This window comes from Streptomyces sp. CA189 (genome assembly GCF_056428985.1).
The window spans coordinates 1-18,065 of record NZ_JBWJVM010000039.1 but is presented as its reverse complement, the minus strand read 5'-3'; the positions used below and the strand labels follow the sequence as shown (position 1 = coordinate 18,065).

Annotated in this window: 18 protein-coding genes, 1 tRNA gene and 1 pseudogene; 12 read left to right on the top strand and 8 right to left on the bottom strand. The window is 73.9% G+C overall.

Annotated features, from left to right (window positions below; genetic code table 11):
• Positions 1-58 precede the first annotated feature (58 nt).
• Together AC061S_RS25875 and AC061S_RS25870 are read right to left on the bottom strand one after the other, a co-directional pair.
• On the bottom strand, positions 59-841 hold the full coding sequence (locus AC061S_RS25875) for a GntR family transcriptional regulator (protein ID WP_478688283.1): 783 nt from the start codon (positions 839-841) through the stop codon (positions 59-61).
• A complete protein-coding gene (locus tag AC061S_RS25870; RefSeq protein WP_478688282.1) occupies positions 838-1,392 on the bottom strand; it encodes a GntR family transcriptional regulator in 555 nt (184 codons plus the stop codon). The genes AC061S_RS25875 and AC061S_RS25870 overlap by 4 nt, the downstream gene beginning before the upstream one ends.
• A gap of 147 nt (positions 1,393-1,539) precedes the next feature.
• Here AC061S_RS25870 and AC061S_RS25865 point away from each other — a divergent pair.
• From AC061S_RS25865 to AC061S_RS25840, 6 genes and pseudogenes are all read left to right on the top strand, one after another.
• Positions 1,540-1,928: pseudogene (locus AC061S_RS25865) on the top strand (ATP-binding protein).
• A gap of 176 nt (positions 1,929-2,104) precedes the next feature.
• Positions 2,105-4,705 (top strand): molybdopterin-dependent oxidoreductase, encoded by a 2,601-nt coding sequence (locus AC061S_RS25860; protein WP_478688281.1) that lies wholly within the window; start codon positions 2,105-2,107, stop codon positions 4,703-4,705.
• A complete protein-coding gene (locus tag AC061S_RS25855; protein WP_478688280.1) occupies positions 4,702-5,655 on the top strand; it encodes an FAD binding domain-containing protein in 954 nt (317 codons plus the stop codon). Before AC061S_RS25860 ends, AC061S_RS25855 begins: the two co-directional genes overlap by 4 nt.
• Positions 5,656-5,831: 176 nt before the next feature.
• Entirely contained in the window at positions 5,832-6,056 is a 225-nt protein-coding gene (locus AC061S_RS25850; protein ID WP_478688279.1) for a hypothetical protein, read from the top strand.
• On the top strand, positions 6,053-7,168 hold the full coding sequence (locus tag AC061S_RS25845) for a hypothetical protein (RefSeq protein ID WP_478688278.1): 1,116 nt from the start codon (positions 6,053-6,055) through the stop codon (positions 7,166-7,168). The genes AC061S_RS25850 and AC061S_RS25845 overlap by 4 nt, the downstream gene beginning before the upstream one ends.
• Before the next feature lie 368 nt (positions 7,169-7,536).
• Positions 7,537-8,991 carry a DUF1906 domain-containing protein gene (locus AC061S_RS25840; protein WP_478688277.1) on the top strand — a complete coding sequence of 485 codons (1,455 nt, stop codon included), beginning with the start codon at positions 7,537-7,539 and terminating at the stop codon, positions 8,989-8,991.
• 36 nt (positions 8,992-9,027) lie between these two features.
• Here AC061S_RS25840 and AC061S_RS25835 read toward each other — a convergent pair whose 3' ends face one another.
• The 4 genes from AC061S_RS25835 to AC061S_RS25820 are packed head-to-tail and all read right to left on the bottom strand — an operon-like array spanning position 9,028 to position 13,169.
• Positions 9,028-9,549, bottom strand: coding sequence for a pyridoxamine 5'-phosphate oxidase family protein (locus AC061S_RS25835; RefSeq protein WP_478688276.1), 522 nt, complete (start codon positions 9,547-9,549; stop codon positions 9,028-9,030).
• A gap of 36 nt (positions 9,550-9,585) precedes the next feature.
• On the bottom strand, positions 9,586-10,314 hold the full coding sequence (locus AC061S_RS25830) for a VWA domain-containing protein (protein ID WP_478688275.1): 729 nt from the start codon (positions 10,312-10,314) through the stop codon (positions 9,586-9,588).
• Positions 10,315-10,365: 51 nt separating this feature from the next.
• Positions 10,366-11,508 (bottom strand): acyl-CoA dehydrogenase family protein, encoded by a 1,143-nt coding sequence (locus AC061S_RS25825; RefSeq protein ID WP_478688274.1) that lies wholly within the window; start codon positions 11,506-11,508, stop codon positions 10,366-10,368.
• Positions 11,505-13,169, bottom strand: coding sequence for a FadD3 family acyl-CoA ligase (locus AC061S_RS25820; protein WP_478688273.1), 1,665 nt, complete (start codon positions 13,167-13,169; stop codon positions 11,505-11,507). Before AC061S_RS25820 ends, AC061S_RS25825 begins: the two co-directional genes overlap by 4 nt.
• A gap of 112 nt (positions 13,170-13,281) precedes the next feature.
• Here AC061S_RS25820 and AC061S_RS25815 point away from each other — a divergent pair, with 112 nt between their 5' ends.
• The gene (locus AC061S_RS25815) at positions 13,282-13,845 is read left to right on the top strand and encodes a flavin reductase family protein (protein ID WP_478688272.1); all 564 of its coding nucleotides are present in this window, start codon (positions 13,282-13,284) and stop codon (positions 13,843-13,845) included.
• Here AC061S_RS25815 and AC061S_RS25810 read toward each other — a convergent pair.
• Positions 13,728-14,372 (bottom strand): helix-turn-helix transcriptional regulator, encoded by a 645-nt coding sequence (locus AC061S_RS25810; RefSeq protein ID WP_478688327.1) that lies wholly within the window; start codon positions 14,370-14,372, stop codon positions 13,728-13,730. The two genes, AC061S_RS25815 and AC061S_RS25810, sit on opposite strands and share 118 nt — an antisense overlap.
• A 114-nt stretch (positions 14,373-14,486) precedes the next feature.
• On the opposite strand from AC061S_RS25810, the gene AC061S_RS25805 reads away from it, so the two are divergent.
• From AC061S_RS25805 to AC061S_RS25795, 3 genes are read left to right on the top strand one after another with little or no spacing between them, the layout of a single operon-like run.
• Positions 14,487-15,617: an LLM class flavin-dependent oxidoreductase gene (locus tag AC061S_RS25805; protein ID WP_478688271.1), complete on the top strand. Its 1,131-nt coding sequence runs from the start codon at positions 14,487-14,489 to the stop codon at positions 15,615-15,617.
• Positions 15,618-15,620: 3 nt separating this feature from the next.
• Positions 15,621-16,397, top strand: coding sequence for an SDR family NAD(P)-dependent oxidoreductase (locus AC061S_RS25800; RefSeq protein ID WP_478688270.1), 777 nt, complete (start codon positions 15,621-15,623; stop codon positions 16,395-16,397).
• Positions 16,394-17,290: an alpha/beta hydrolase gene (locus AC061S_RS25795; RefSeq protein ID WP_478688269.1), complete on the top strand. Its 897-nt coding sequence runs from the start codon at positions 16,394-16,396 to the stop codon at positions 17,288-17,290. Before AC061S_RS25800 ends, AC061S_RS25795 begins: the two co-directional genes overlap by 4 nt.
• Before the next feature lie 9 nt (positions 17,291-17,299).
• Here the strand turns inward: AC061S_RS25795 and AC061S_RS25790 are convergent.
• A tRNA-Ala gene (locus tag AC061S_RS25790) sits at positions 17,300-17,374 on the bottom strand.
• Between the two features lie 67 nt (positions 17,375-17,441).
• Here AC061S_RS25790 and AC061S_RS25785 point away from each other — a divergent pair.
• Both AC061S_RS25785 and AC061S_RS25780 read left to right on the top strand, forming a co-directional pair.
• Positions 17,442-17,768, top strand: a complete 327-nt coding sequence (locus AC061S_RS25785) for a hypothetical protein (protein ID WP_478688268.1) — start codon at positions 17,442-17,444, stop codon at positions 17,766-17,768.
• 43 nt (positions 17,769-17,811) lie between these two features.
• The gene (locus tag AC061S_RS25780; RefSeq protein WP_478688331.1) at positions 17,812-17,958 is read left to right on the top strand and encodes a hypothetical protein; all 147 of its coding nucleotides are present in this window, start codon (positions 17,812-17,814) and stop codon (positions 17,956-17,958) included.
• The last annotated feature ends 107 nt before the right edge of the window (positions 17,959-18,065 follow it).

Genomic DNA, 18,065 nt, shown 5'->3' with positions numbered 1-18,065 from the left:
CACAACGCCCGCCACGTCCCCGACCAGGGGTGGCGGGCGTTGTGGCGTTCCGGGGCGGTCAGGCTTCGGGCGTGAACTCGTACTGGAGCTCGTACAGGTGGCCTGCCTTCACCATCACGGTGACCTCGATCGGCTGTCCCGCCGCGCCGTACACCGTACGGAGGGTCCGCAGGACGGGCAGGTCGCCTGGCAGGCGCAGTGCGGTGTACTGCTCCTGCGTCGCGACCCGGGCGGAGAGCCGGTCCACGCTGCGGTGGGGCGGGAAGCCGAGCTCGGTCAGGAGGGTCGGAGTGCCTCCCCGGATCCGGCGGGGTTCCGCGAGGGCGGTGCCGCGTGCCAGGTCCGGCGGGTAGTACGAGCTCACCAGCTCGGCGGGTTCGCCGTTGATGCTCAGCAACTGGCGCCTGCATACGGCGGGACTACCCTCCGGGAGGCCGAGCGCGGCAGCCACCGCGCCGACGACCGGGGCCTCCTCCACCGCCAGCAGGGTGCTGTGGGCTGCGCGGGCCGGTTCCGATGCTTCGGCGAGCCACGGGTAGGCCGCCCCGTCCACGGCCGGTGTCAGGGATCCGGCCGGGCGAACGGTCCGCTGCCGGGTATCCCGTACGGTCACGGCCGAGCCCGCACGGCCCAGGGCCAGTCCTTCGTCCTTGAGGAGCTGGACGGCCTTCTGGATCGTGGCGTTGGAGGCATCGAATCGGGCCTTCAGCTGCGCGGTGGAAGGCAGCTTCGATCCAGGCGGGAGGCCGCCGCTCATGATCTCGTCACGTAGATCGGCGGCGATGCGGGCGTGGAGCGGCCGGGGGTCGGGGCCCGCGGCGTCGGTGCTGGACAGGGTCATGCGACCTCGACCTCGATGTCGATTTCGTACCGCAACTGCTGGCGTCCGGCAGGCATGACCATCACATCGGCCTGGATCGGCCGGCCCGCCGAGTCGTAGGTTGTCCGGGAGAGTTGAAGGACCGGTTCGACCGGTCCGAGGCGCAGGTGCTCCCGCTCCTGGGTGCCCGGCATCCGGGCCGTCACGTTCTCGACAGCCCGTACGCCGATGTGTCCCAGCCCGGCCAGCAGGGTCACCGCGCCGCCCCGGATCTTTGCCGTGCCGGCCAGAGGGGTGCCTGCGGCGATGTCGGCAGGGTAATAGGTGTCGGTCAATTCGGTTGGCTCGCCGTCGAGTTCGATGATCCGGCGGCGCACGATGGCGGTCTCCCCGGTCGTGAGGTCGAGCATCCGGGCGACTTCAGCCGAGGTGTCGGCCTCGCCGGCGTGCAGGATGCGCTGCGCACCGCGGCGGCCCGCGGCCTTGGCCTCGGCAGTCCAGGCATCCGATTCTCCGTCTGCGCGAGGGGTCAGATACGGCATCGACGTGCTGGTCCATCCGCTGCCGCTCACGCTGCCTCCTGAGTGTCCGTCGCTCTGACGGTCCCCACCGTAAGCGACGCCACTGCGCTATCCGAGCCTGCAAATCTTGCCGCTTTTCGCGAAAAGCGATACGTTCTGTGTGGCCTTGGAAGCTCAGCGTTAAGGCGGTGGGGTGCTATGTCCTTGTCCCGGCAGCAGCGGTTCCCTCGGGCCCGTGCCTCGGTGCGCGCGGCCCGTCACTTCGTAGGAGACACGCTCGGCGATTGGGGCGTGTGCGAGCGGCGGGACGACATCCGGCTCTGCGTGTCCGAGCTCGCCACGAATGCCGTTCTGCACGGGGTCCCACGAGGGCGGGAGTTCTCCGTGCGTCTGGAGTGGGAGGGGGGATCGTGGCGATCGAGGTGCGTGACAGCGGCCCCGGTTCTCCCGTCGTGCGGCAGCCTGGCCTCGATGCCCGAAGCGGCCGGGGGCTGTGGATGGTGGCCGAGCTTGCGGACGAGTTTCAGATCCGCGATGGGCGGGTGGGAAAGACGGTCTGGGCCGGGTTCAAGCTGGCCTCGGCGTGAAGTGAGTGACGGTGACGCAGCGCCCGCCACGTCCCCGGCCAGGGGTGGCGGGCGTTGTGGCGTTCCGGGGCGGGGCCGTTCGCCGGGCCGAGCTGCGGGGAGGGTGGGGGCGGGTTATCAAGGGGGGTGAAGGCGAGCCCGGGTGGTGTGGGGGTCGTCGCCCCCACGGTTGAGGAGTGCGTCTCGTGGAGTTCGAGGTCAATGGCGTCCCGTGTGTGGTGGACGTGGACGACGATCCGGCTGCCGTGGAGGTGGTGCGGGAGCAGTTGGGGCTGACCGGGACCAAGCTGGTCTGCGCCGGCGGGGTGTGCGGGGCCTGCACGGTGCAGGTCGACGGTGAGCCGCGGGTGGCGTGTCTGACGCCGGCGGTGCGGCTGGCCGGGCGGCGGGTCACGACGGTGGAGGGGCTGGCCGGTCACCCGGTCGGGCGTGCCTTCGCCGGTGAGGACGCCCTCCAGTGCGGTTACTGCACGCCCGGGTTCGTGGTCGAGGCGGCGGCGTTCTTCGAGCGGTGGCGGGCCGCGCACGGGCGGGCCAGGCCGGGACGGGAGGAGATCGCGGAGGCGCTGGCGGGGCACCTGTGCCGGTGCGGCGCCTATGAGGGGATCTTCAACGCCGTGGCGGCGGCCTGTGCGGGTGAGTACGACGGGGAGGCGGCGGCGGCCGTTCCGCGCGCCGAGGCTCCGGAGAAGGTCGACGGGTCGGCCCGGTACACCACCGATCAGCGTCCCGAGGGGCTGCTGGAGGGGGTGATCATCCGCTCGCCGCACGCGCATGCGCACGTACGGTCCCTGGAGGCCGGAGAGCTTCCCCTGGTGCCGCTGCTGCCCCCCGACGGCGTGGTGCGGTACGTCGGGCAGCCCGTGGCGGCGGTCGCCGCGGCGGACCGGGCCTCTGCCCGGGCGGCCGCCGAGCGGGTCACGGTGGAGTACGAGGTGCTGCCGGCCGCCCTCGACGTGGGCCGGGCCCGGGCCGGCGAGGGGCCGCTGGTCTACGAGGACAAGGCGGCGCGGAAGCTGGCGCCCGGGTCCGGTGAGGCCCCCCAGCTGACGCCCGCCCGCTGGCGCGGCAACCGGCGGGGGCCGTCCGCCATGAGCAAGCGGCCCGCCACCGCGGTGCGCCGGATCACCGAGGCCAGGGAGCGCAGCCCCGAGCGGGTGGTCGAGGGCCTGTTCACGACTGCCGCGCAGACCCACACCCCGCTCGAACCGCACGCCTGCCTGGCCCGGTGGGACGAAGGCACCCTCCACCTGGAGGTGTCCACGCAGTCGGTCAAGCAGGTGGCCGTACTCGCCGCCGAGCGCTTCGGCGTGCCCGTCGAACGGGTGGTGGCCCGGGCCGTCCACGTCGGCGGCGGCTTCGGCTGCAAGATGGGCCTGACCTCCGACGTCGTCGCCGCGGTGGAGCTGGCCCGGCTGCACGGCGCCCCGGTGCGGGTGGTGCTGGACCGGGACGAGGAGCTCACCGACGGCGGGTACCGGCCCGGCACCCGGATCCGGCTGGCGATGGCCGCGGACGCCGCCGGCGAGCTGAGCGCGCTGGCCATGGACGTGGACACCGACGGCGGGGTCTCGGTGGGCGGCACCGTCGCGGCGCTGGCCCGCTTCATGTACGGCAAGGCCCCGCGTCGGCTACGGGACTTCGACACCGTCACCCACCGGCCGCCGGGCGCCCCGTTCCGCGGCCCGGGCGGACCCACGATGTGCTGGGCCCTGGAGCAGGCCGTCGACGAGATGGCCCACCGGCTCGGCCAGGATCCGATCGCCCTGCGCCGCCGCTGGGACGGGAACCCGAAGCGCCACGCGCTCTACGACCTGGCCTCGGCGCTCCCGGCCTGGTCGGGCACCCGCGGCGGCGCCGGGCGCTTCCGCCGGGGCGTCGGCGTCGCCGCGGGCAACTGGCTGTACTTCCTCGACCCCGTCACCGAGGTCGAGCTCACCGTCGAGGACGGGATCGTCGTCGCCCGCTGCGCCGTGCAGGACATGGGCACGGGCGCGCGCACCGTACTGCGCCGGGCCGTCGCCGAAGGACTCGGCGTACCGGAGGAGAGGGTGCGCGCCGAGGTCGGGCACAGTGACACCGTCCACGGCCCCACCTCCGGCGGCAGCCGCACCACGCCGTCGATCGTGCCCGCCGCCGCGGACGCCGCCGCGCGGCTGCGCGAGGCGCTAGGCGGCGGCGGTGACGGTCACGGCCACGGCCACGGTCGAGGTGACATGGCCGCCCGGCTGGACGGGGCGAACGGCGTACGGGTCACGGGCCGGCGCACCCGGGACCACCGGGGCTTCGTGACCCCCCTCAACCTGACCATGGGGGGCGTGGCGATCGGCCGCGGCTTCACCGGATCGGTGCAGGTCGCCGAGGTGGAGGTGGACACACGGCTCGGCCGGATCCGCCCGCGGCGCGTGTGGAGCGGCATCGCCGCGGGCCGCATCCACGAGGACCGCCTCGCCCGGAGCCAGTGCGAGGGCGCCGTCATCCAGGGCGTCGGCTACGCCCTGTTCGAGGAGCGGCGCACCGACCCCGCCACCGGCCGGGTGCTGACCGACAACCTGGAGGACTACCGCATCCCCGGCATCGGAGACACCCCCGAGATCACCGTCCACTTCCACCAGGAGGGCTTCGAACACGTCCCCGGCGGCGGAGTCGGCCTCGGCGAGATCGCCACCCTGCCCACCGCGGCCGCCCTGGCCAACGCGGTCCACGACGCGACCGGCTGGCGCCCGTACGACATGCCCATCCGCCCCGACCGGCTCCTGGAAGGACTGGCCACGTGAGCACCGAGCCCACCCTCACCGACCTCTCGGCCGCCGTCCTCGCCCGTGGCGGAGAGCTGCGCGCAGGCGGCACCGACACCACCGCCCGACAGCGCACCGGCGTCTCCCCGGGCCCGTTCACCGACCTCGACGGCGCGGCCGGCCTGCGCGGCTGCACGCCGCTGCCCGGCGGCGGGCTGCGGATCGGCGCCCTGACCACGCTCGCCGACGTGGCCGCCGATCCGCGGGTCCGCTCCGGGTGGCCCGCCCTGGCGGTGTCGGCCGGCACCGCGGCGACCCCGCAGATCCGCGCCGCCGGCACCCTGGGCGGCAACCTGCTCCAGCGCAACCGCTGCTGGTACTACCGCAATCCGCACTTCAGCTGCCTCCAGAAGGGCGGCTCCGGCTGCCCCGCGCGCGAGGGCGACCACCACTTCGGCGTGGTCAGCGGAAACGGCCCGTGTGTCGCCCCGCACCCGTCCACCCTCGCGATGGCCCTGCTCACCTACGACGCCGGAGCCGAGATCCACGGCGAATCGCCGCGCACCGTAGCCGAGTTGTACGGGGACGGCGACCGGCTCCACCAGGCCGACCACCTGCTGGCACCGGACCGCATCCTCACCGCGGTCCTGCTGCCGCCGGCCCTGCCGGGCGAACGCGCCGCCTGCCACCGGGCCACCAGCCGGGCCCACGGCGAATGGCCCCTGGTCGAGGCCACCGCCCGGCTCGCGCTCGACGGCGCCACCATCACGCACGCGGCCGTCGCGGCGGGCGGGGTGGCGCGGGTTCCGCTGCGGCTGTCGGAGGTGGAGGCTGCCCTGACCGGCCGCGAGGCCACCCCCGAGGTCCTCACGGCAGCGGCCGCGACCGTACTGGCTCGCTGCCGGCCGCTGCCGCAGACCGGGTACAAGGCCACCCTGTTCCGCGACACCGTCCTGGAGGTCCTGGAGCGGGCGGCCGCCGGGGCCTGACCGGTAGGAGGAAGAGGAAGGGGCGGTTGAAGCCGGCGCGACCGGCCTCGACCGCCCCTTCGGCTGTGCGGCCGCCGCGCCCGCTCCAGCCTTACCCGTGAGTATTGACTATTAGTCAATTCGGGCCCACGCTCGACGCGAGCCGTCGTGTCGTCTCTGGTGTGGGAGGTCGTCCCGTGCGTACAGATGAGGAAATGGGCCGTTTGGGCGGGGAGTTGGGGGGCGCCCGGCCTCCCGCGTCGTTCGCGGAGCTGGACGCCGGGGAGCTCGTACGGCTCGCCGAGGCGCTCAAGGCGGAGCGGGCGCGGCAGGCCGAAGGCCTGAACCAGGCCGCGGAAGAGGCGCTGGGGCTGGTCCCCGCCCTCGCACGCGGGGCCGTGCGCAAGGTGCTGTTCCGGTGAGCCGCGCCGAAGTGGAGAAGATCGCCCGCCTGGTGGGCACGGACGCCGGGGAGCTCGGCTTCCTTCGCGCACTGCCGGACGAGGACGTACGGGCGTTCCGGGAGCAGGTCAGCGGCGTACTGAACGACGGCGCACCCGAGATGCTCGACCGGATCGCCGCCGCGACCAAGCTGGTGCCGGCCGGGGTGGCGGCCGCCATCTCGCAGAAGGCGCTCGGACCCCGGCTGGCCGCCGGCGTGGCCGGCCGGCTGGAGGCGGGCCGGGCCGCCGCCATCATCGAGAAGCTGCCCGTCTCCTTCACCGCCGAGGCCTGCGGACACCTGGACCCGCGGAAGATCTCCGGGATCGTCGACCGCCTCGACGAGGGGCTCGTCGTACGCATCGCCACCACCCTCGCCGAGAACCGCGACCACCTCACGATGGGCCGGTTCGTCGGCCACATGCGGGACCAGGTGCTCCGCCGGATCCTCGACCAGGTGGACGCGGCGGCGGTGCTGCGCGCCGGCTTCTACGTGGACCTGCCCGAGCGGCTGCCCCGGATCCTGGAGCTCATGGGCGACGACCGCCTCGGCGCGGTGGTACGGGCCGCTGCCGCCGAGGGGCTCTGGGAGGAAGCCCTCGGCGTCGCCGCGATGGTCGGCGGCGACCAGCGGCTGCGGATCGCCGAGCTCACCGCCCGCCTCGGCGCGGCCGAACTCGACTCGCTCGTCCGGGTGACGCACGCCGAAGGGCTGTGGGAGTCGCTCCTCCCGCTCGTGGCCCTGCTCGGTGAGGAGGACCGGCTCGCGGTGGCCCGGCTGGACTCCCTGCGGGACCCGCTCGTGCTGGCCGGCGTGGTACGGGCCGTCGTGGCGACCGCGCTGTGGGGCGCCTTCCTGCCGCTGGTCGGCGTCCTGCCCGAGGAGTCGCGCAAGGTGGTGGCCGATGCCGCCGCCGGACTGGGCGACGCGGAGCTGGAAGGGCTCGTGCGCGAGGTCGACAAGCAGGACCTGTGGGAGCTGGTGCTGCCGCTCGTCGAGCTCATGGAGGAGGCGGGGAAGGAGCGGATCTTCGCCCTGCCGGCCTTCCAGGAGCAGGAGGAGCAGGGGGAGCAGGGGCAGCCGCAGGAGTAGGCCAGACCGGGGTCGGCGCCCGGCCGGCGCTCGGAGGCGCGGGCGACGGCCCGGGGCGAGTCGGTGGGAGAGGCCTCGGTTAGGGGCTCGCGCCAGGTGGTCTGGAAAGCGGCGATCCGCCGTCCGTCTGCCCGCCCGCCCGCCCGGCCGGTCGTCCGTCCGCGTCGCGTCCGCGTTCCGCGCGGCCCCGGAGGGGATCCGAGGTTCTACCGGACCGCGCCGGAGCAAGGCCCGCCCGGCGGGGGAGTAGGTGCCAGTGGCAGTGAGGGGGCCCGTACGCGGTGCGGTGCGGCCGTCCCGTCAACAGGTGGGCGCGGGCTCTCGTGCCTCTGCGTCAACACCCGGGCCTTCTGGTAACAGTGGGTCACATGCTCCCCTCCCACATGATGTTGAGCTGCCTGCTGGGCGCCGCGCTGCTCGCTCCCGTCCCCCTCGGGGCCGCCGACGGCCACCCCGCCGAGGGCCGGACCGTCGACTACCGCGGGCTGCGCCTCACCGTCCCCGCCGACTGGCGGGTGGTCGACCTCGACCGGAACCCCGACGCCTGCCTGCGCCTCGACGTGCCCACCCTCTACCTCGGGCACGCCGGCGCCCAGGGCGAATGCGGAGCCGCCCGCGCGGCCACCCCCCGCTCCGACACCCTGCACCTGGAGCCGCTCGACGGGGCCCCGCCGCGCGCCGACATCCCCACCGTAGGGGGAGACGAGGGCGACCCCCTGCCCAAGGTCCGGGGCGACAGCAACGAGATCCGCTACGCCCTGCGCCGCGCCGGGGTGATGGCCACCGTCTCCTACGGGTCCACCCCCGAGGTCGTCCGCGCGGTCCTCACCCGGGCCCGAGCCCTCGCACCCCCGGCCGCCCCCGGACCGGTCCCCGTCGATCCGGTCGGCGTGGTCGGCGGGGGTCCCCGTACCACCGTCCAGGCGCCCTTCACCGGCGAGGGATTCGACGCCTGCACGGCCCCCACCCAGCGCACCATGAACGCCTGGCGGGCCGACTCGCCCTTCGGCGCCGTCGGCGTCTACATCGGCGGCCGCGCCCGCGCCTGCGCCCAGCCGCAGCTCACCGCCGGATGGGTGCGCCGGCAGGCCGAGGCGGGCTGGCACCTCATGCCGATCTGGGTCGGCCCCCAGCCCTGGAAGAGCTCCTCCACGGGGCTCTCCACCGACCCCTCCGAAGCCAACGAGCAGGGCCGGGCCGAGGCCGAGGGCGCGGCCCACGCGGCCGCGGCCCTGGGCATGGCCGAGGGCACGGTCCTCTACAACGACCTGGAGAACTACACGGACCGGGCCACGTGGGACGCCCCGGTCGTCGCCTACCTCACGGCCTGGACCGTCCGGCTGCACGAACTGGGCTACGGCGCCGCCGCCTACGTCGCGGCGAGCTCCGGGGCCAAGGCGCTGAGCGCCCACTACGCGCAGGCCCCGGACGCCATGCCCGACGTGCTGTGGGTGGCCCGCTGGAACGGCGTGGCCTCCGTCGCCGACGCCGACCTGGGGCTGCCCGCAGGTACGAGCCAGTGGACGGGGGGCCGCCGCGCCCACCAGTTCCGCGGGGACCACGACGCCACGTACGGGGGCGTGACGCTCAACATCGACCGGAGCTGGCTGGACGTCGGCGCCCAGACCCCGGCCCAGGTCCCGGAGGTCCCGCAGACTCCGAAGGTCCCGGAGAAGACCCCGAAGACCCCGAAGGCCCCGAAGGCCTCGGGCAAGACCCCGGCCAAGACCCCCAAGGCCCCGGCCAAGGCTCCCGCCAACTCCCCGGCCAAGGTCCCGGGCCAGACCCCGAAGGCCCCGGTGAAGACTGTGGGCCGGGCCTAGCCCAGCCCAACCCAGCCCAGCCAGTCCCGGCCCAGCTCAGCCCACAGCAGGCTCCTCGCGGGCCGGCTCGTCGTCGTTGCCCCGGCGCAGGGTGCGCAGTCCGTGCTCCGGGGTCCACGAGCGGACCACCAGGTCGTCGCCCTCGACGCCGACGTGGACCACCTCCGTCAGCTCGGCGCGGAACAGGTCGAAGGGGTGCGGGGTGTCGTTCTCCTCGGCCTCCTCCGCGTACCGGTGCAGCTCGGGCTGTTCCACGATCTCCACCGCGCGCCCGGAGATCCGTACGTCCCCGTCGGGCATCGTCTCGCCCGCGCCCGGGTTGGTGTGCAGGGCGAAGCGCGGATTGCGCCGCAGGTCCTTGCCTTTCATCGAGCCCGGCATCATGCCCAGCCACAGCTCGCCGCCGCGGATCTCCACGTTCAGTCCGGTCGCGCGCGGGGAGCCGTCCTTGCGCAGGGTCGCCAGGACGTGGTGCGGGAACTGTGCGAAGCGGGCCTGCACGGCCGCCGCGAAGTCGGGTTCCGCCTTCTCGAATACGGCCCAGTTGTTCGTCGTCATACGTCCATCAAAGCGTGGGGCACCGACAACCGCCGCTCAGGCGCGCACGATTCCCGCTGCCCGGGCCGCCGCCAGCCACCCCGGGAACTCCCCGACCAGCCGGTCGTACAGCTCCGAGTCCGCGACGGTCCGCGGGTCGGGGCCGGCATGGAAGTAGCCTGCGTTGTCCACGACCCGTTTGGCCGGGACAGGCAGTTCGTCCAGCCGCCGCAGGAAATCGAACTGCGAGCTGCGGGTGTTGCCGAAGCCGACGAACTGCCAGAAGAGCGGCAGCCGGGCGGCCTTGCACAGGTACTTCTCGGCGGCGAGCTTGTTGATCGGGCCGCCGTCGGTCTGGAAGACCACGAGCGCGGGGACGGTCGACCCCGAGTCCAGGTAGTGGTCGATCACCGCGTCCATCGCCGCGTGGTAGGCCGTCTTGCCCATGTGGCCGAGGCCGGCGGCGATCGCGGTGACCCGTCCCTCGTGGCCGGCCAGGGAGATCTCCTCGACCGCGTCGACCTCGGTGGAGAAGAAGACGACCGGCACGCGGGCATCGTCGTCCAGGTGGGCGGAGAGCCCCAGCACCCGGTCGGCGAGGGCCTGCACGCTGCCGTCGTCGTAGTACGGGCGCATCGAGCCGGAGTAGTCGAGGACCAGGTAAACCGCGGCCCGCCCGCCCTCCAGGCCGTGTGCGCGGAGCGAGGTCCCGGCGCTCTTGTACAGGCTCACCAGCGCCGGGGCGGTCTCTTCGATCTTCCGGAGGTTTATCGCACTGCCCGTCATGGGCCGAGCGTACGACAGCCGCCGCTCCGCGCGCCCCCGGTCGCCGGCGCGTCACCCGGCCGGGAGGAACCCCAGCCGTGCCGCCAGCCGTTCACGGTGCGCGGCGGGGGAGCCGAAGAGCAGGGCCGAGCCGTGCGCCCGCTTGAAGTACTCGTGCGCCTCGTGCTCCCAGGTGATGCCGATGCCGCCGTGCAGCTGGATCATCTCGCCCGCCACGTACGCATAGGCCTCCGAGCAGGCCGACTTGGCGGCGGCCGCGAGGTCCGGGGCCGCGTCGGCGGCGGCCGCCGCGAGGGCGAGGGAGCGGGCGCCCTCCACCGCGGTGTGCAGGTCGGCGAGCCGGTGCTTGACCGCCTGGAAGGAGCCGATGGGCCGCCCGAACTGCACCCGTTCCTTCGCGTACCGGACCGTCGCCTCCAGTGCCCGTGCCGCCGCGCCCGCCTGCTCGGCGGCGAGCGCCGTACAGGCCAGGTCCCGGACCCGGGCGAGGACCCCGGCGCCGTCGGCCGACAGCAGCCGGGCCGGGGTCCGGTCCAGGGTCAGCTCCGCGAGGGGGCGGGTGCGGTCCATCGTGGACCGTACGGTGAAGGCCGCCGGTGCGGCGAGGACCTCGAACAGGCCGAGCGGGCCATGGCCCCGGCCGGGCTCGGTACCGGGTCCGCAGGCCGTGCCGGGGGCCGGGTCCATCCTCGCGAAGGCCAGCAGCAGGGACGGTTCGGCCGGTCCGGCCAGGACGTACTGTTTCGTGCCCGTGAGCAGCCAGTCCGGCCCGGCGGGCTCGGCGCGGGCCGACAGCTCGTCCGCCTCCCAGCCGCCACCCGGGGAGCCCGCAACCGGCGGGCCGGCGGGGGTCTCCGCCCAGGCCAGGGCGCCGACGACGGTGCCCTCCGCCAGGTGCGGCAGGTGCTTCGCGCAGGCCTCCCGGTCACCGGACGCGAGCAGGGCCTCCGCGGTCAGCACCGCCGAGCCCAGGTACGGTACGGGGCTCAGCGCGCGCCCCAGCTCCGCCATGACCACCCCGACTTCCGTCGGCCCGCAGCCGAGCCCGCCGTACTCCTCGGGGACCGCCAGCGCGGCCGCGCCGATCTGCGCCGTCAGCGGAGCCCAGGCCGCGTGGCCGGGGTGCCGGGCCAGGACCGCCCGTACCGCGTCCCGGAGTTCCTCCTGCTCGACCGTCAGCTCCAGCGGCCTCACGCCGACTCCCCTCGCGCCGTGCGGCGCAGCTCCGTCTTCAGCAGCTTGCCGCCCGCGTTGCGCGGGAGCTCCGCCAGCCGGGTGAACCGCCGCGGCACCTTGAAGTTGGCCAGCCGTTCCCGGGCCCAGGCGGTCAGCTCCTCGGCGGTGACCGGCCCGGTGGTGACGACGTAGGCCACCCCGACCTCGCCGAGCCGCTCGTCGGGGGCGCCGACGACCGCCGCGTCGGTGATGGCGGGGTGGGTCAGCAGCACGTTCTCCACCTCCGCCGGATAGGCGTTGAAGCCGCCGACCACGTACATGTCCTTCAGCCGGTCGGTGATGGCGAGGTAGCCGCGCCCGTCGAGCACGCCGATGTCCCCGGTGCGCAGCCAACCGCCGGGCAGCACGGCCTCGGCGGTGCTCGCCGGGTCGTCCAGGTAGCCGGGGGTGACGTGGTAGCCGCGGACCTGCACCTCGCCCGGCTCCCCGGCGGGCAGCGCCGCGCCGAGCGGGTCGGTGATCCGCACCTCGGTGTCGGGCAGCGGCAGGCCGACGGTGTGGGCGAGGGTCCAGGCGTCGGCGTCGGTGGGACAGACGGAGACGACCCCGCCGGACTCGGTGAGCCCGTACGCGGTGAACACGTCGGGCGCCCCCAGCTCGCCGCGGATCTCCTCGACGAGGGAGGCGGGCACCGAGGCGGCTCCGGTGCCGGCCAGGCGCAGCGCGGACAGGTCGTGCGCGGCCCGCGCCGGGTGGCGGATCAGGCCGCGGAAGACGGTCGGCGGGCCCATCAGGCAGGTGACGCGCTCGGCGGCCATGCGGTGCAGGATGCGGTCGGTGTCGTAGACCGCCTCGGGGAGCATGGTGACCCCGCGCAGCAGGCAGGCGAGCACGCCGGCCTTGTAGCCGAAGGTGTGGAAGAAGGGGTTGACCAGCAGGTACCGGTCGCCGGGGCGCAGGGTGACGAGGGCGGACCAGGAGGCGTAGAGCCGGACGGTCTGGCCGTGGGTGGTCATGACGCCCTTGGAGCGGCCGGTGGTGCCGGAGGTGTAGAGGATGTCGCTGAGGTCCTCGGGGCGTACGGCGGCGGCGCGCGCGGCCCGCTCGGCGTCGGGGACGGCCTCGCCGGCGCGCCGGTACGCCTCCCAGGAGACGGTCCCGGGCGGGCCGTCGGGGACGTCGGGGCCGCCGTTGCCCCCCGCCTCGCGCTCCTCGCGCCCGTCGCGCAGGATCACCGTCGAGCCGAGCGCCCCGAGGTCCTCGCCGGAGGCGTGCAGGTCGCGGGCGTAGTCGGTACCGAGGAACCCGCGCTCGGTGAGCAGGACGCGGGCGCCGCTGCGCCGGATGACGTCGGCGGCCTCGGCGGGCTTGTAGCGGGTGTTGACCGGTACGAGGACGGCTCCGGCACCGACCGCGCCGAGGGCGGCGGTGATCCACCGGCGGCTGTTCGGGGCCCAGATCGCGACCCGGTCGCCGGGGCGGATGCCGTGGGCGATGGCGGCGCGGGCGGCGGCGGAGATTTCGGCGGCGAGGCGGGTGAAGGTCCAGCGGACCTCTCCGTCGGCGAGCGCCTCGCGCTCCCCGTACGCGGCGGCGGCGTACTCGGGGAGCCGGGCGAGCGTGGCGGGCGGCTGCGGCTGCGGCTGTTGCTGTTGCTGAGGCGGGGGTGGTGGTGGCATCGGACCCTCCCTACTTGACGAGCGAGCGTGGGCGGTATCCAATCACAAATGTTTCGGTTAGGCATATACCTAGTAGAAATAATCAGGGAGGGTTCTCATGAGGGAGGAAGCCATGTCCGACATGAAGTCGGTCCTGTCCAGCTTCTGCACCGGCGTCGCCGTCGTCACGGCATGCGGAGCCGACGGCCGTCCCGTCGGGATGGCCGTCCAGTCGTTCTCGTCCGTGTCCCTGGATCCGCCGCTCGTCTGCTTCTGCCCGGCGCGCACGTCCACCACCTGGCCCCGGATCCAGGAGGCGGAGGCCTTCGCCGTCAACATCCTCGCCGCCGACCAGCAGGAGCTGTGCCGCCGGTTCGCCGTCACCGGGGGCGACAAGTTCGCCGGGGTCTCCTGGCTGCCCGGCGGCAATGGCGCGCCCCTGCTGGACGGGGTCCTCGCCACCGTCGAATGCGAGCTGGAGGCCGTCCTGGACGGCGGCGACCACGCCATCGCGCTGGGCAGGGTCACCGCCCTTACGGCACACCGCGAGGGTGCGCCGCTGCTCTACTTCCGGCGCACCTACGGGTGCTTGCCCGGCGCCGGGTCCGGGGCCGAGCCCGGGGCCGGGGTGCGCCCGCTCTCCAGTGCCGCAATGTCGTCGAGCATGGCGGCCGCCAGGTCGCGCTCGGAGGCGTAGTACCGCTCCGCCCACTTGAGGGTCAGGGTCGGGTACGCCCACGAGGCCTCTTCCTTGGCCCCGTCCGCGTCGGCCACCGCGCGCCGCCGCATCTTCTCCGCGAACTCCTGGTGCTGTACGAGGACTTCGCGCATCTGCTCCGGCTCCAGCAGGTGGCCGAGCCACAGTCGCAGCATCGGCCCGTGCTTGAGCACCGGCGGGTCGACGGGCGCCTCGCGCGCCCAGCGCCGTACGGCCGTCATGCCTTCGTCGGTGATCCGGTACACCCGCTTGTCGCGGGTGCCGGTCTCCTGGGCGACCATCCGCGACGAGGCGTAGCCGGCCTTCTCCAGCCGCTTGAGCTCGCTGTAGATCTGGCTGAAGGACGGGCTCCAGTAGAAGAAGCGCAGCGACCAGTCCGACCACTTCTTCAGGTCGTAACCGGAGAGCTCCTCTCCGAAGGAGAGCAGCCCGAGCACCGCCCAGCTGGTCGCGGGGAGCGTGCGGCCGTTCGCCTCTTCTGTCGCCTCGTTCGTCACGCAGCGCAGTCTACGACCGGTCGTCGCGGCGCCCTTCCCCCGGCGGGGTATGACTGCTAGAAGTATTCCTATTCGAAATACATCACCGACATGCCGTGCGCAGCGCACGGCTGGGAGGCTCCCGTGAAGTTCTCGATGATCTTCGAGGCGCAGCTCGTCGACCCGACGCCCGAACGCGAGCGCCAGGTCATCCACGACTGCGTCGAACAGGCCGTGTTCGCCGAGGAGATGGGCTTCGACCGGATCTGGGCCGTGGAGCACCACGCCCTCACCCAGTACGCCCACATGAGCGCCTCCGAGATCTTCCTGACCTGGGTCGCCGCCCGGACCGAGAAGATCCGCATCGGCCACGGCGTCGTCACCATGCCCTTCGGCTACCAGCACCCCGTGCGCGTGGCCGAACGCGCCGCCATGCTCGACGTGCTCTCCGGCGGCCGCGTGGACATCGGCGCCGGCCGCGGCGCCACCCGCCAGGAGATGTCCATGTACGGGGTCCGCCCCGAGGACACCTACCCGCAGATGGAAGAGGCGCTGCGGATCTTCTCCTCCGCGTGGCGCGAGGAGAAGTTCGAGTGGCACGGCTCCATCGACATCGGCCCCGGCGCGATCCTGCCCCGCCCGGTCCAGGACCCGCACCCGCCGCTCTTCATGGCCTGCTCCAAGCACGACACCCTCAAGCTCGCCGCCGAACTGGGCATCGGAGCCCTCGTGATGGGCTTCGCCGGCGCCGACGACGTCCGCACGATGCGCAAGGTCTACGACGAGGCCATCGCCACCCGCACCGGAGACCGTTTCGTCTCCACCGAGGTCAACGACCACCTCTCCGCGCTCTGCCCCACCATCGTCCTCGACGACGCCGAGCGCGCCCTGCGCCTGGGCACCCGCGGCCAGCGCTTCTTCGCCGAGTCCATCGCCCACTGGTACGGCAACGCCCCCGAGCCGACGGGCTACTCCGAGGACGAGACCGCCGAGGAGCACGTGGCCGCGCTGGAGAAGGGCCGCGAGGAGCTGGTCGCCAAGCTCCACGAGGCGAACATCCCGGCCCGCCCCATAGACACCGGCACCTACAACGCCGAGCATGCCTACGGCAACGCCCAGACGGCCATCGCCTACGTCGAGCAGCTCCGCGAAATCGGCGTCGACGAGGTCATGTGCCTGATCCAGATGGGCACCGTCCCGCAGGAGGCCTGCATGGAGACCATCCGCCAGTGGGGCGAGACGGTCATCCCGCACTTCCGCGCCCTGGAGGGCTGACCCGTGACCCCCTCTCTCGACGGCAAGCCCCTAGACGGCAAGGTCCTCGACGGCAAGGTCCTCGACGGCAAGGTCGTCGTCATCACCGGCGCCGGCCGCGGCCAGGGCGCGGCCGAGGCCCGGCTCTGCGCCGAGGCCGGAGCGCGGGTCGTGGTCACCGACATCCGGGAGGAGGAGGGCCGCGCGGTCGCCGACTCCCTCGGTGACCAGGGGCTCTACGTCCGCCACGACGTGGCCGACGCCGACAGCTGGGCCGAGGTGGTCCGCGAGGCCGTACGCGCCTTCGGCACGGTCTCGGCCCTGGTCAACAACGCCGCGCTGTGGCGCACGGCCCACGTGGAGCGCCAGGGCCTCGAAGACTTCGAAGCCCTGCTCCGGGTCAATCTGCTCGGCCCGTTCCTCGGCATCCAGGCGGTGGCCCCGGTGCTGCGCGCCGCGGGAGGCGGCTCGATCGTCAACGTCTCCTCCACCGCCGGACTGGTCGGCATCCCGGGCCACGCGGCGTACGGATCGAGCAAGTTCGCCCTGCGCGGGCTGACGAAGTCGGCCGCGCTGGACCTGGCGGGGGACCGGATCAGGGTCAACTCCGTGCATCCGGGGGCGATCGACACCCCGATGGTCAGCGAGGCCGTCGCGGGGCGGGACTGGTCGCACCTGCCGCTGGGGCGGATCGGGCGGCCCGAGGAGGTCGGGGCGCTGGTCCTCTTCCTCTGCTCGGAGGGGTCCTCGTACATCACGGGCGCGGAGTTCACGGTCGACGGCGGGATGACGGCGCGATGAGCGGCGCCGGCACCGGTTCCCTGTCCCCGGCGGCCCGCGGGCTGTGCGACGCGATGGCCGCGGTCTTCCCCGGACCGGGGGACGCGGCGGCCCTGCGGGCGGCCGCGGCCGGCTCCCGCGGTGGCGGCGCGGAGGTGGCCTCCGTACGGGACGCGGTCGCGGACGGCGTCCCCGTCCGGATCTACGACCCGGCGCCGGGCGCCGGGGGCCGCCCGCTGACGGTGTTCTTCCACGGCGGGGGCTGGGTGATGTGCGGCCTGGACACCCACGACGCGCTGTGCCGGGCGCTGGCCGCGGCCTCGGGCGCGGTGGTGGTCTCCGCGGACTACCGACTCGCCCCGGAACACCCGTGGCCGGCGGCGCCCGACGACGCGCTGACGGTGCTGCTGTGGGCCCGGGCGCGGGCGGCCGAACTGGGCTGCGACCCGGCGCGGCTGGTCGTCGCCGGGGACTCCAGCGGTGGCAACCTCGCGGCCGTGACGGCCCTGCGGGCCCCCGAACTGGTCGCAGGGCAACTGCTGTTCTACCCGCCGCTGGACGCCTCGATGGACCACCCCTCCGTAGCCGAGTTCGCGGAGGGGTACTTCCACACGGCCGCCCACATGGCCTGGTACTGGGACCAGTACGGAGGCGACCCGGCCCACCCCCACGTCTCCCCACTGCGGGCCCCCGACCTCTCGGGGCTGCCGCGCACCCTGCTGGTCCTGGCCGACTGCGACGTCCTGCGGGACGAGGGCCTGGCCTACGGGCGCCGGCTGGGGGAGGCGGGAGTCGACTGCGGGATCCACCTGGTCCCCGGGGTCTTCCACGGCTTCCTGGGTCTGCCGCTCCCCGCCGCCGCGGCCGCGATCGGGGCGGCGGGAGCGTGGGTGGCGGCGACGGCCGCGAAGTAGGGGGAGGGGGGCTGGGCGGCCGGATTCGAACCGGCGTCCTCCTCCATGCTGTGTAGGCGCACTACCTCTGTGCTACGACCCAGCCCTTGACCGGGATCCTAGGCGCGGCCCCGGCGGGTGCGCACGCGAATATCCCCGGCATGATGTGCGCATGTCGATATCGGTCCCGGGGGCGCTGGCGCGCAACTCCCTCGCCCTCGCAGCGGAGTTCGCCGCCGCCCTGCTGCTGCGCGGCTCCCAGCCGCACTGGCTGCCGGTCATGCTGGGGCTGGTCGCCCTCGTGTCCGGAGTGCCGCACGGCACCGAGGCCGGCTTCGTCCACCGGATCGTGCTCGCGGTCGGCGCGGTGGCGATCGCCCTGTCCGCGGCCCAGGCCCTGGACGCCCCCGACCCGCTCCTCTGGCAGATCCTGACCGGAGCCCTGCTCCTGACCCAGACGGTCTCCCTGACCCGGCTCTCCCGCCGCCCCGCCGCCTGAAAAGTGCTGGTCGGGGCCGTGTCCGCCCGCCTACGCTGCGCCCATGTCCCCTACAACGACCACGCTGTGGCGCCCGACGGGCCCGGTGGAGCTCGACCTCGTCCGCGGCCTCGACTGGCGCGCCTGGCCGCCGCGGCTGCCGGAGCAGCCCATCTTCTACCCGGTGATGAACTTTACCGACCGCTGGTAGCGCTGCCCGTGATGTCCGGCTGGGCCTGTGACCAAGACGTCATGGGCTCGTTTACCGACCGGGTCCGGAGCGTCCGTCATGTTCCGGCGTCGGTACGGAGGACGAGG